The 13082-nt window shown below is 72.5% G+C and carries 9 protein-coding genes and 2 pseudogenes; 2 read left to right on the forward strand and 9 right to left on the reverse strand.

The genetic code is table 11. The annotated features are described in order from the left end of the window. Together BIV25_RS09735 and BIV25_RS52520 are read right to left on the reverse strand one after the other, a co-directional pair. Window positions 1-1515, reverse strand: a complete 1515-nt coding sequence (locus BIV25_RS09735) for an FMN-binding glutamate synthase family protein (RefSeq protein WP_071371802.1) — start codon at window positions 1513-1515, stop codon at window positions 1-3. A 697-nt stretch (window positions 1516-2212) separates the two neighbouring features. Next, window positions 2213-2323: pseudogene (locus BIV25_RS52520) on the reverse strand (TetR/AcrR family transcriptional regulator); the annotation flags it as partial. A 17-nt stretch (window positions 2324-2340) separates the two neighbouring features. Here BIV25_RS52520 and BIV25_RS54270 point away from each other — a divergent pair. Continuing rightward, window positions 2341-2799 (forward strand): annotated as a pseudogene (locus tag BIV25_RS54270) (SDR family NAD(P)-dependent oxidoreductase); the annotation flags it as partial. A 360-nt stretch (window positions 2800-3159) separates the two neighbouring features. Here BIV25_RS54270 and BIV25_RS52525 read toward each other — a convergent pair. From BIV25_RS52525 to BIV25_RS09760, 4 genes are all read right to left on the reverse strand, one after another. Beyond that, window positions 3160-4689, reverse strand: a complete 1530-nt coding sequence (locus BIV25_RS52525; RefSeq protein ID WP_071371804.1) for an FAD-dependent monooxygenase — start codon at window positions 4687-4689, stop codon at window positions 3160-3162. 1 nt (window position 4690) lies between these two features. Continuing rightward, the gene (locus tag BIV25_RS09750) at window positions 4691-5827 is read right to left on the reverse strand and encodes a glycosyltransferase (protein WP_071371805.1); all 1137 of its coding nucleotides are present in this window, start codon (window positions 5825-5827) and stop codon (window positions 4691-4693) included. A 255-nt stretch (window positions 5828-6082) separates the two neighbouring features. Next, on the reverse strand, window positions 6083-7639 hold the full coding sequence (locus BIV25_RS09755) for an FAD-dependent monooxygenase (protein WP_071371806.1): 1557 nt from the start codon (window positions 7637-7639) through the stop codon (window positions 6083-6085). Window positions 7640-8276: 637 nt separating this feature from the next. Continuing rightward, a complete protein-coding gene (locus BIV25_RS09760) occupies window positions 8277-9893 on the reverse strand; it encodes a PLP-dependent aminotransferase family protein (protein WP_071371807.1) in 1617 nt (538 codons plus the stop codon). A 21-nt stretch (window positions 9894-9914) separates the two neighbouring features. On the opposite strand from BIV25_RS09760, the gene BIV25_RS09765 reads away from it, so the two are divergent. Next, window positions 9915-10883 (forward strand): DMT family transporter, encoded by a 969-nt coding sequence (locus BIV25_RS09765; RefSeq protein WP_071371808.1) that lies wholly within the window; start codon window positions 9915-9917, stop codon window positions 10881-10883. An 88-nt stretch (window positions 10884-10971) separates the two neighbouring features. Here BIV25_RS09765 and BIV25_RS50895 read toward each other — a convergent pair whose 3' ends face one another. The 3 genes from BIV25_RS50895 to BIV25_RS09775 form a co-directional block, all read right to left on the reverse strand. Next, window positions 10972-11142 (reverse strand): hypothetical protein, encoded by a 171-nt coding sequence (locus BIV25_RS50895; RefSeq protein ID WP_177235211.1) that lies wholly within the window; start codon window positions 11140-11142, stop codon window positions 10972-10974. Window positions 11143-11214: 72 nt separating this feature from the next. After that, window positions 11215-11562, reverse strand: coding sequence for a hypothetical protein (locus tag BIV25_RS09770; RefSeq protein WP_071371809.1), 348 nt, complete (start codon window positions 11560-11562; stop codon window positions 11215-11217). A gap of 227 nt (window positions 11563-11789) precedes the next feature. After that, entirely contained in the window at window positions 11790-13073 is a 1284-nt protein-coding gene (locus BIV25_RS09775) for a phosphatase PAP2 family protein (protein WP_071371810.1), read from the reverse strand. Between the last annotated feature and the right edge of the window lie 9 nt (window positions 13074-13082).

Here is a 13082-nt window from a genome sequence, read left to right on the forward strand (position 1 = left end):
TCATCGCGTGAGCATGGCCGTGATCTCCTCGGCGAGGTGCGGGCCGAGCTCGCCCCAGCCGTCCTTGTAGCCGTAGACGCCGGCCAGGGTGCGGGCCTCGTAGTCGCCGTTCATGATCTCGATGTCGTCGGCGGTGATGAGTGCCGGGTGGGCGACGCCGACGGCCGACGAGACCTTGGTCAGCTCCTTGCGCAGGGTGCGCAGGTAGACAGCGGCCCGGGTGGCCTTCGAGGCCGGGTCGAGGCCGCGGGCCAGCCACTGGTTCTGGGTGGCGATGCCGGTGGGGCACTTGTCGGTGTGGCACTTCTGCGACTGGATGCAGCCGATGGACAGCATCGCCTCACGGGCGACGTTGACCATGTCGGCACCCAGAGCGAAGGCGACCGCGGCGTTCTCGGGCAGGCCGAGCTTGCCGGAGCCTATGAACGTCAGGTCGTCGGTCAGACCCAGCTCGGCGAAGGCGCCGTAGACCCGGGAGAAGCCCATCCGGAAGGGCAGCGACACCGAGTCGGTGAAGATCAGCGGTGCCGCCCCGGTGCCGCCCTCGCCGCCGTCGACGGTCACGAAGTCGACACCACGGTCGCCGCGCGCCATCAGCGTGGCCAGTTGCTGCCAGAAGCCCATCTCTCCGACCGCGCTCTTGACCCCGACCGGCAAACCGGTCTCGGTGGCGATCAGTTCGACGAAGTCGAGCATCGAGTCGACGTCGGTGAACGCGGTGTGCCGCGACGGGGAGGCGCAGTCCTTGCCGACCAGGATACCGCGGATCCTGGCGATCTCCGGGGTCACCTTCGCGCCCGGCAGCATCCCGCCCAGCCCCGGCTTGGCGCCCTGCGAGAGCTTGATCTCTATCGCCCTGACCGGGGCACCGGCGACCACGTCCTTGAGCTTGTCGAGGTTGAAGCTGCCGTCCTCGTTGCGGCAGCCGAAGTACGCCGTACCGATCTGCAGGACGAGGTCGCCGCCGTTGCGGTGGTACGGCGACAGGCCGCCCTCGCCCGTGTTGTGCATCGTGCCCGCCAGCGCCGCCCCCTTGTTGAGGGCCGTGATGGCCGCGCCGGAGAGCGACCCGAAGCTCATCGCCGAGATGTTCACCACGCTCGCCGGCCGGAACGCCTTGGCGCGCCCGCGCGGCCCGCCCAGCACCTTCGCCGAGGGCAGTGGCGCCTGCGGGTCGTGCACGTCGGGCAGAGCGCCGGCGAACGTGCGCTGCTTGAGGTAGGCGTGCCCCTGCACATGCTCGACGTCGACGTCGGTGCCGAACCCGAAGTAGTTGTTCTCCTCCTTCGCCGACGCGTAGATCCAGGAACGCTGGTCACGACTGAACGGCCGCTCCTCCTCGTTGGAGGTCACGATGTACTGCCGCAGTTCCGGCCCGATCGTCTCCAACAGGTACCGGGCGTGCCCGATCACCGGGAAGTTCCGGAGCAGCGCATGCCTCTTCTGGACAAGGTCGCGGGCAGCCAGGAGCGCCACTGCTGTCGCGGCGGCCGCGCCGATCCTCCGAGCCTGCATGACCGTTCCTCCTCGATGCACGACTCCATCGTCGTGCGGTGAAGTCGTTGTGTCGTCTTGGGCGTTGAGCACTGGACGTTGGGCGTTGCGCCTTGGACGGCGGGCACGGCCGGGCAGGCGTCAGCGTCCGTCGAAGAAGGCGAAACGATATTAGGTGGGCGTGCGGACAGGCCTGTGGTCAGGGGGTTGGTTCACGTTCGCCCTCGCCGCGGCGGGCGGCGGCGGGGCGGTGCAGGGGCTGCGGACTCGGGTTACCGCGTGCCGCTGAGGTTGCCCGTGATCTCGTAGAGCTGCTGCGCGGTCAGCGGGGCGGCCGGGAGCGGGTGGGCGGCCTCGGACCGCAGGCCGTCGAGCATGAAGGCGACACTGCGGCGCCGGGCATCGGGGGGCGGTGTCCTTGGCGGCCTGGGCCAGCCGGGCGTTGGTGGCGAAGATGAACAGCAGGTCCTCGCCGGTGAAGTCCGGGCGCAGGGCACCGGCGTGCCGGGCTCGCTCGATGACGCGCTCGGCGGCGTCGTGGGAGCGCGCGCAGACGGCCATCAGGCGTTCGGCGTCCGGGGAGCGGCCGGTGACCACGTCGCTGATCGCGGGGTCGCTGGGCGACCTTGTCGAGGCGGTCCGCGGCCAGGTCTGTGACCACTTCATCTGTGAGGGCCTCGCGGCTGCCGAAGAGGTTGCAGAGGGTGCCGTGGCTGACACCCGTCCGGCGGGCGATCTCCTTCAGCGGGGCCTGGAGGCCTCGCTCCTGGAACAGCTCGGCCGCCGCGGCGTGCAGCTCGCGCGCCGACGCACAACAGAATGCGGACAAGCCTCATGCCGAAAGTGATGGCCGTCTTCGGTGCCGGCAGCGGGCTGGGGGTGTCCGTCGCCCGCCGCTTCGGCCACGAGGGTTTCCGTGTCGCGCTGGTGGCCCGCCGCAGGGACCGGCCCGACGCCCTGGCCGCCCGGCTGGGGGGCGAGGGCATCGAGGCCGCCGTCTTCCCCGCCGACCTGTCCGACCCCGCCGGGGTGCCCGCCCTGGTGGGCGCGGTCCGGGAGCGCTTCGGCCGGACCGACGTCGTCGAGTACGCCCCGATCGGTGGCGACACGTCCTTCGCCCCGGCCCGCCGGCTGGACGCCGCCCCCCTGGAGAAGTTCTCGCGTCTGCTGCTCCGCGCCCCGGTGGAGGTGGCCCGCGCCGTGCTGCCGGAGATGACCGAGCGCGGCGACGGCGCCTTCCCGATGACCACCGGTTGCACGGCCGCGCAGCCCATGCCCCAGCTCAGCGGCTCGGGCCCGGCCATGTCCGCCGCCCGGAACTGGCTGTACTCCCTGAACGGCGAACTCGTCGGCACCGGCGTCCACGCCGGCACGCTCACCGTCGCCGCCCTGATCCTGAACAGCGCGGCCGCCGAGGCGGCGGCCGCCGGCGAGAGCGGCGCGGTTCCGGGCATCGACGGCGTCGAGTTCCCCGTCGTCCACCGGGACCTGCTCGCCGAGCACTACGGGGACATGTACACCAAGCGCGACCGCGTCGAACAGGCCCACCCCCGTGGAACTGACCCCGCAGCCCGGTGCCCTCGCGTGGAACCCGCAGGGCGGCGCCGGCGCGTGAACGGCTCCTCGGTGCCCCTCAGCGCACCCCGGTCTCGATGCCCCGGTCGGTCACTGTCCGGGCGCGGCCCCGGTGCGGGTGCACCATCGCTCCAGGTAGGCCGTCACCTCTTCGGGACGTCGGGTCTGCAGGGCGATGTGCAGGTCGGGACGGACAAGTACCAGGCAATGGTCGGGTAGGTGACGTGAGGCGTGCGTCGGGGACACCGCGCGGACGGTGACCGGCAGGGGGCAGGAGGCCAGTGCCGGGGCGGGCGGTGGGCGTTCGCCGACCGAGAGCAGGGTCCAGTGCTGGTAGGCGAGCAGTGCGTGCAGGCTCTGCCGGCGGCCGTCCGCCCAGACCTGCTGGTCGGGCATCCGGTCACCGCCTCCGTGCGCCGAGAGCGGGCTTCCCCGGTGGTCCAGGTCCAGGTCGGCGAGCCGGCCACGGATGCGGTCGGCCGCCCACCGGGTGCCCAGTACGTGCCGGCCGACCAGGCGCATCATCAGCAGGACCCGCCGTGTACCGGGGGATTCCAGCACGTCACGCCGGGTACGGCGCATCACCCGCAGGGCGGTTCGCCGTTGCTCGGTGGAGTAGGTGTCCAGCAGCTCGGGCGGCGCCCAGCCGCGTACCACACTGGCCAGTTTCCAGGCCAGGTTGTGCGCACCACGCAGGCCGGTGTTCAGTCCGCGTCCGCCGATCGGCGCCCACAGGTGCGCGCTGTCCCCGGCCAGCAGGGCCCGTCCGGAGCGCAGCGAGCGGGCGAACCGGTCCTGGAACCGGGCCCGGTTGGTCCACTCCGGCAGTGTCGGTGTGAGCCATACGCCGGAATCGTGTGAAGCGCGCATCAGGAGCTGTCGCATCTCCTCGACGGTCACCGGGGTGAGCGGTGTCGAGTCCGGTTCGCGGGTGAAGGCGAAGCAGCGGTAGCCGCCTCCGGGGCGGGGTGCGCAGCCGAGCGACAGGTCCTTGTCCAGCAGGAGGTAGGTGCGGTCGCCGTGGTACGGCAGCCGCCAGTCCACCTTCGCGTTGATCTGCGCGACCTGCAGGTGGCGCCGCGGGCCGCCGTCGAACGGCAGGCCGGCCGCCTTGCGCACCAGGCTGTGCGAGCCCTCGCAGCCGACCACCCAGGCGCAGCGCAGCGTCTGCGGCGGGCCGTCCGCGTGGCGGACCTCGACCTCGGCCGCGTCCTCGGCCACCCGGACCGCCGTCGCCTCGGTCGACCACTCGATCGCGCCGCCCACCTCTCTGAGCCGTTCCGCCAGCAGCCGCTCCACCGCGTCCTGTTCGATCGAGAGGGGGTTGGGCCAGCGGGTGCCGCTCGCGGTCAGGTCGAGGACTCCGACCGTCCGCCCCTGGACGAACAGCTCGGTCGAGTCGAGCGCCACTCCTTCCTCGACGAACCGTTCGGCGCAGCCGAGGTCGGCCAGCACTTCCATGGCCCGGTGCCAGACGATGCCGGCGCGGGCCTCGCGTTTGCCGCTGTCCTGCTTCTCCAGCAGCCGTACGCGCACCCCGTACAGACGCAGTCCGACCGCGAGGGCCAGGCCCGTCGGTCCGGCGCCGACGATCACGACGTCGCATTCGTCCTGTGCCATCTCACGCTCCCCCGCTCGCGATCTTCTCCAGGTCACTCACCGTCGCCTGGACCGGTGGGAGGCAGAGCATCCGCCGCTGGGCGTGCCGGGAGCGTGCGGCCACCTTCGGGTCGTCCAGCACCTGGCGGCACACTGCGGCCACCTCGTCCGGCGAGGGGATACGGCGGCCCAGACCGAGTTCCTCCACCCGGTCGGCGTTGGCGGGCTGGTCACCGAAGCCGGGCAGCACGGCCATCGGCACCGCGGCCCCGACCGCCTCCCTGATGCTGTTGTATCCGCCGTGGGTGACGAGGAGTTGGGCGCAGCGCAGCAGCATCGGCTGCGGTACGCGGTCCACCAGGTGCACATGGCCCGCGGCCCGCTCGCGCTCCACGGGAATGCCGCCGGTCGCCACCACCGCCTGGCAGTCGAGCTCGGCCAGCCCGGCGACGATGGCGTGGAGCAGGGCCGGCACGTCCAGCACGTCGTGCGGGACGCCGGGCAGTACGGTCCCGATCGCGGCGACCACCAGTGGCCGGTCGGCGGGGAGTTCGGCCACCCACGGCGGCAGTACGGCGCCGGGATCGATCTCGGTGGGTTGTCGGTAGCGGTAGGACCTGGCGGCCGGATGGCGGGCGAAGGAGAACTCCGGGGGCATGCAGTCCAGCCGGCCGTGCCGGTGGATGGCGTCCGGGTCGTCCTCGGCCGGCAGTCCGAGCGTGGTGCGCCGCTGGTTGAGCTGCGGTTGCAGCGCCGCGGGGTTCAGGTGGTTGGCCGCTCCCGAGGGCGCGGCCAGGTGAGGCAGCCCGAGTGTCTCGGCCACCAGGTATCCGGTGAACTCGCCGCCGTCCCGCATGACCAGGTCGGGCGCGAACGCGCGGGCCACGGGCAGCAGCGCGCGGTAGCTGTCGACGAGGTGGGACCCGGCGAACAGGTCGAACGCGCGGCGCTCGGGCGGTCCTTCGGCCTGCGGCGAGAAGGTGGTGTGCGGATCGGTCAGCAGCGGTTCCCGCTGCACCGGCAGGCTGTCGAACGGCCCGAGCAGCTGGGCCGGGGCGGCGACGAGCACCTGGTGGCGTGCTGCCGCGAGCGCCGAGACCAGAGGCAGCACGGCATTCACATGGGAGGACGATCCGGTGACGGTGACGAGGACACGCATGGTGACAACTCCTGCCGGTGATCGGTCGGTTCGGTGCGTGGCGGACCGGACTGGGGGCACGGCGGATCGGCGTGGGGACATGGCGGACGGGCCCGCTCGGCGCGTGGCGGTCGTGCGGCGCGGCAGCCCGTGCAGAGCGTGCGACGTGCGACTACGTTCCGGGTATTCGGGCGGGCGGCGCGCCCCTGGCAGGCCTCCCGAGGGCGCCAGGGCCGCCGCGTCCGCTCAAGCAGGCGCTGCCGGCCGGGCCGGACGTCATCGCCGCTCGCCGCGCACGGTGTCCACCAGGGCACCGGGGTCGGCCGGCAACTCGGTGCCGTGCCAGGCGACATGGCCGTCGGGCCGGATCAGGGCGTACGGACTGGCGTAGAGCGGGGCCCGGGTCAGCGCGAACGGGACCCGGCGAGCGTCGAAGGCGCGGGCCAGTCCGTCGAGTGCGGGCAGGTCGGCACGGGGATCGGAGGCGACCAGGTGGAAGCCGTCACCGAACAGGTCCAGGCTGGATGCGCCGTACCCCAGCCGGACGTGCGGGGCCCGGCCGCCGGCCACGAGGTCGGCGCACCAGTCGTGCGCGGTGCGGCCGTCCGGGACGATCAACGGGGAGGCGTAGCGGTAGCCGAAGTGCATGTCCGGGGCCTCGAACTCACGCCGCACACCGCTGTGTTCGATGGCCCGGGCGAGCCGCGTCCGCGCCGTGGCGCCCTGGGCGGTGTCGAGCAGGATCTCCGTGGGCAGGCGGCGGTCGAGGGTGCGGCGGAGGTTGCCGTCGGCCTCGGCCAGACTGATTTCTGCCACGGGGCGCCGCTCCTGCTCGTAGGAGTCGAGCAGTGCGGGACCTGCCCAGCCGGCGAGTTCGGCGGCCAGCTTCCAGCCGAGGTCGGCCGCGTCCGCGATGCCGGTGTTCATCCCGAAGCCGCCGGAGGGCGACAGCGTGTGGGCGGCGTCCCCGGCCAGCAGCACCCGGCCGTGGCGGTAGCGCTCGGCGACCCGGTGGGTCAGGTGCCAGACGTTGTCGGAGAGCACCTCGATGGGCGTCTTCAGGGCGATCGCCGACCGGATGGCCCTGATGGGGTCGGCCGAGGTGCGGTGGCCGACGGTCAGCCGGTACAGGTCCCTGCCGTTCATCGCCCGCAGCGGATAGCGCAGATCCGGGGGCTGGGTCAGGAAGTACACCAGGGCGCCGCCCGGGCCGAGTTGCTCACGGAGGCGGGGAGCCCGGAAGAGTATGTTGCGGAAGACCCGCGTCGGGCGCCGCGGCGGTGCCGCGATCCGCAGGGCGTTGCGCACACGGGAGGCGGCGCCGTCACAGCCGACGAGGTAGCGGGCCGCGATGTCGAGGCGGCTGCCGTCCGCCAGGCCGGTCACGGTGGCCAGGACCTGATGGTCGTCCTGGACGAAGGACTCCAGTCGGCACTCGCGCCGCAGCACCTCGGGTCCCACGGCTTCGGCGAGGAGCGGGAGCAGCCAGTGCTGCGGGCAGACCTGCTCGGGCTCCGGGGTGTAGGGCAGGGCCGGACGGGTGTCGGTGGTACCGAAGCCGAGCCGATGGATCTCGTGCCCGCCGACCGCCGTCACCCAGGCGATGTCGAGCGAGTGGTCACCGGGCCAGCCGGTCTTGCGAATCCGCTCCGCCAGGCCCCAGCGGCGCATCAGCTCCATGGACCGGGGGCCGACGGTGCCGACTCTGGGGTGGCGCACCCGGCCGTCGGTGGTTTCGAGGACCAGGCAGGACACACCCCGGGAGCGCAGGTCCAGGGCGAGCGCCAGTCCGACCGGCCCGCCACCGATGATCAGTACTTCGGTCTCGTTCACAGTGCCTCCGCGTCCCCGAGGAACCAGTCAGCATGAAGGGCCGTGGACTCCGCTGTGTTCAGGGGCAGTTGCTCACAGTTCGTGGCGCGCGAGCGGTCATCACATCGCTTCGATCGCGGCGTTCGTCAGTCGAGGGGGCGGCACGGCGATCTGTCCGGACTCCCGCAAAAGTACTGCACCACAGGCCGATCCCGGAGCGGACGGACCTGCCGAACAGTTGCAGGATGGTGCGACCGGCGCAGTCGCCTGATCGTTCACGCCGTCCGCGACGGCCGAGCGCGCGGGCGCACCGGTCCCCCCGCAATGCGTCGCGCCGGAGTCATGGACCGCCACGCCGAACTGCGAACTCCCTGCGCACCCGGCGCTTTCGCCTGCGCCCCGAGGAGGCCGGCGCAGGGCCGCCCCCCCCACCGGCACCACCCCGCACGACAGCCGCCTCCGGCTGCTCTCTGGCCCGGCCGGCAGGGAGCGGGTGCCGACGAGCTGCGTGACGGCGTCGAGTCCACGACCGTACTCACCCGGCACACCGGCAGCGCACCCAGCGACGTCCGCCGCGCCCGCCGTGACCGTGCGGGCCTCGTGGCGGGGGACACATCGATACCCGCGTCGACAGGCACCCCCGGCGCGTGCGCCCGGCTCAGGCGAGCAGGCCTCTCAGCGCGGAGCCGATGACGGCGATGCCCTCGTCGAGCTCGTGCGCGGGGCCCGCCGCGTAGCCGAGGACCAGGCCCGGTGGACCGGGGGTGATGCGGTGCCAGGACAGTGGGTGCGCCTTCACGCCCTCGGCGAGAGCTGCCGCCGCGAGATCCGTGTCACGAAAGCCGTCACCGCGGGCCCCGCCCGGAGGACCGCCGAAGGTGACCGTCAGATGCAGGCCGGCGGCCGCACCGTGGACATGGGCGCCGGGCAGGTGCTTCTCGATCGCCCGCAGCATCGCGTCCCGGCGCCGCCGGTGGCGTTGCCGGACGTGGCGCAGGTGCCGTTCCAGCTCACCCGAGTCCATCAGCCGGGCCAGGACGAGCTGGGTCAGGATGCCGTTGCCGAGGTCGGCGTACCGTTTGGCCGTCACGACCGCGTCCAGCCGGTTCTGCGGTACGAGCAGCCAGCCCACGCGGAGCGCGGGGGCGAGCAGTTTGGACACACTGCCCGCGTAACACACGCCTTCGGGCATCAGTGCGCGCAGCGCCGGCACCGGCGGCCGGTCGTAGCGGTGTTCGGCGTCGTAGTCGTCCTCGACGACCGTGCCGCCGTCGGCCGCCCAGTTCAGCAGTTCGCGGCGGCGTTCGCCGTCGAGTACGACACCGGTGGGGAACTGGTGGGCCGGGGTCAGCAGCACCGCCCTCGCGCCGCTGGCACGCAGCGCGCCGACATCGAGGCCGGCCGCGTCCACGGGAACGGGCACGATCTCGTGGCCGCCGTACTCCAACTGCTGGCGCGCGCCGAGCGAACCGGGATCCTCGACGGCGATGCGGCGGATTCCGTCCGCCGCGAGAATCCGCCCGAGCAGACCGAGCGCCTGTGCCACGCCCGCGACCACCACGACCTCGTCCGGGTCGGCGCGGATGCCCCGGTTGCGAGCCAGCCAACCGACGACGGCCGTGCGGAGCGCGGGGGCGCCGCGGGGGTCGCCGTAGCCGAAGTCGGCCGGGGTGACACCTGCGAGGACGGCGCGTTCGGCGCGCAGCCAGCTCGTTCGGGGGAACGCGGCGAGGTCGGGCACGCCCGGGGAGAGGTCGATACGGCTGGGCAGGGCGCGCAGCGCGTCGACGACGCCCTCGCGGTCACCGGAGCCGAAGAGCGCGGCCCCCGGCCCGGACGGGGCTGCGGCGCGGGCGTGGTCTTGGGTGCGGGGCATGGCCGTGGCGCGGGCGCGGGGTGGGGCAGGCGCCGCGACGACCACTGTGCCCAGCCGGCCGCGACCGGCGATCTGTCCCGACTCGGCGAGCCGCCGGTACGCCTCTGTGACCACGCCGCGGGTGACGCGCAGTTCCTCGGCGAGCACGCGGCTGGCGGGCAGCCGTGCGCCGACGGGCAGCCTGCCGTCGGCGATGGCCGACCGCAGCCGGTCGGCCAGCCAGGCCGTACGCCCACCGGGCGGCGCCTGGCCGATGTCCAGCTGGAGGAAGTCCGAGCCGACACCCGCGTCGGCGGCAGCTGTGGTGTCCGCCGGCGCCTCCGCCCCTGCCCTCGTGGCCGGGTGTGCGCTTTTGGACCCCTGTACCGACGACGCTGTGGACCTGCTCATGACGTCCATTGTGGCGGCAGCCTGGAGGCCATGAACACACCTTCCGTTTCGCTCACCCTGCTCTTGCCGGGCATGGTGGGAATGGCGCTGGTCGGCAGCAGCGTGACCGTCTCGCACACACTCCTCGGCGCCCCGCTGTTCACCGCCCAGGCCGTCCGGTACACGGCCGCGACCGCGACTCTCCTGGTCATGGCCCGGCTCACCGGTGCGCCTCTGCTCTGGCCGCGCGGCCGCGAGTGGCTGTGGCTGACCGGGATCGCCGTCACCGGGCTGGTCCTGTTCAACGTGGCCGTGGTCCGGGGCGTCGCCCATGCGGAACCCGCGGTGATCGCCGTCGCGGTCGCATGTGTACCGGTGGTCCTCGGCGTGGCCGGCCCGTTCCTGGAACGGCGCAGGCCGAGCCGGCAGGTCCTGTGGGCGGCGCCCGTCGTCATGGCCGGCGCGGTGCTGGTCGAAGGAACCGGCCGTACTGATGCCGTCGGCGTGGCCTGGGCGATGCTGGCCCTGGGCTGCGAGGCCGCGTTCACGCTGTGCGCCGTGCCGGTGCTCCGCCGGCATTCGCCGTGGGGTGTGTCCGTGCACGCGATATGGCTGGCCGCCGTGATGCTGGCCGCCCTCGGCACGATGTGCGAAGGGCCGTCGGCGATCGGCGAGTTGACCGGGCTCCAGTGGGCGGCGGTCGGATATCTGGCGTTGCTGGTGACGGCGGTCGCCTTCGTCCTGTGGTACTCGACGGTACGCGCCGCCGGGTCCGGGCGAGCCGGGCTGCTCACCGGCATCGCACCGCTCGCGGCAGCCGCCGTCGGCGCCGTCACGGGCCGCGGCACTCCGGGGCCCTCGGTATGGCTGGGCATCGCCGTTCTGATCGGCGGCCTGATCGGCGGCCTGCGCCCGCGGGACGTCCCGGCGGAAGGGGTCACGGACCCGGGCCGTTCGGTCACGACCGCTCCCCCGCCCTCACCGACTCGCCGCCGATGGTCAACTCCCGTACGTCGGTGACGACTTCACCGTGTTGTCGGCTGGGGCCGACGGCCTCAAGCGGACGACGAACGACAAGTTGACCCCGTGCGCGGCAGCCGGCCGTCGCTCACGCCGCCCAGCCGCGCAGGGCGCTGAAGTCGACGGCCCGGTCGGCCTCTCGGTGGATCTGTATGCTCACGCGGTTGACCTCCGTGGGGACGTCACCCAACTCCTCGACGAGGCGGGCGTAGATGGGGGTCTCGCTCAGCATCCAGTTGGCGCGGTCCTGATGGTTCACTGCTGCAACACTCTCCCCGTTGGCTGACACGGGCAGTCAGTGTACGGGGCGCGCCGGAGGCGCGGTGGCCGCCTACGGCAGGCCCGGCCGGAACCGGAGCGCCGACCAGGTGTCGTCGATGGCGATCTGTCGCACCGGGCGCACGCCTTGCTCGGACAGCGCGGCGGCCAGGGTGTCGCGGTTCAGGTCCGTTCCGAGCCTGCCCCCCTTCGGGTACGCCACCCAGGCGAGGGCGTCGCGCCGGGCGGCGGCGAGCGCGGCCTGTGCACCCGCGCCGGGAAGGTCACCGGCGGTGGTCACGAAGGCGAGCACGGCATCGGCCGAGGCCGCGTCGTCCGCGGACTCGATCTCCAGTTGGACGTCGTCGGGCTTGCCCAGCACGACGACGCTCTGACCAGGCTTGATCTGCAGCTTGCTCATGACGGACACCCTCCGATCCTGCCACCCGGGGTGTGGCGTCGCGCGCCAGGGGGTGCAGCCGGCGGCGCCGGACCCTTCGGCGGCTGGTTCCTGCCCTTCCCCGTCGCCTGGGCGCCCTTCGCCACGGTCCTGCTGGTCGACTGCCACCTCGGCGGAGGCAGCGACCCCGGCCGGATCGCCGAACGGGACGACCGGAGCGTGTTCGTCGCCGTCGGCGCCGCCCGATCTCAGACCGGTTCGGGTTGTGGTTCCGGCTTCCGTACCGGTGCGGCCTGCGGCTCCCACACTCTGGTGGTCCGCAGGTAGCCGACGATCACGGAACCCATCGCCGCGATGAGCAGCGGTCCGAACACCCACGGGTGCTCGGCCATCGTCATGGGCAGATAGCGATACGACGCCAGGAGCGCGGCGAAGACGGTCGCCCCGTAGGCGACGAGTCGCGCCCCCGTCCGGTCCCAGCCCCGTGCGAAAGCGCGCAGAGCCGCCTCGACCGTGAGCGCGAACACCACGCCGGCGACGAGATCCACGCCGTAGTGGTAGCCGAATCCCAGCGTTGCACCGAGTGTGGCAACCAGCCAGAAGGTGCCCGCGTAGCGCAGAATTCGCGGGCCCTTGCGGGAATGCACGAAAATCGTGGTGGCCCAGGCCGTGTGCAGGCTGGGCATGCAGTTGCGCGGGGTGATCTCGTCGAACGGTATCGAGTGCGGGGCGTTGATCGGCGGCGGTGTGTCGGGCCACAGGTTGGCCACCGCCCAGTTTCCGCCCTCTGCGCCGTAGGCGAAGACCGGCCCGACCACCGGGAAGATCATGTAGACGGCCGGCCCGAGGAGACCGATGACCAGAAAGGTCCGCACGAGGTGATGGCGCGGGAATCGGCGCTCGGCCGCCACGTTCCGCAGCTGGTACATCGCGACGACGACCGCGGCCACCGCGAGCTGGATGTAGACGTAGTCGAGCACGTGGCCACCGATCGGGCCGGTGGCCCGGACGATCCGGCCCGCCACCCATGACGGGTTGCCCAGCGCGTGATCGGCGGTCGCCGCGTACTGGTCGAACACCGCCGGGCGGGTCTTCGAGGTGACGAGCAGCCAGGCGTCACCGGTCTTACGACCGGCCACCAGCAGCAGTCCCAGGCCGACGCCCTTCAGCAACAGGACACGTTCGCGCCCCGTACGGCGTGTGACGGCGATGATCGCATGCCCCAGAATCACCCACAATGCCCCGTTTCCGAAGGGATGTCCGTCAGTGATCCTGATGTCGGCCGCCCACCGCACCACGAGGAGCGCGATGTCGATGCCGACCGCGACACCGAGTGCGATGAACCGCTGCCGCCAGGTGAGCACCACCATCGTCAACGCCAGACTTGCGTACAGCAGAAATCCTGATTTCGGCGGGAATATCACCTCTTCCGCCTGACTGGTGATGGGCCCGGGGAGACCGTAATGACGAGCGGCCGCCTCCAGCGCGACGAGGAACCCGAGGGCCACCGCGCCCGCCACGGCCCACAACATCCCCCGTGC

Origin of the sequence: Streptomyces sp. MUSC 14, from assembly GCF_001866675.1 — a bacterium.
In the GTDB taxonomy this organism is placed as follows: Bacteria; Actinomycetota; Actinomycetes; order Streptomycetales; family Streptomycetaceae; genus Streptomyces.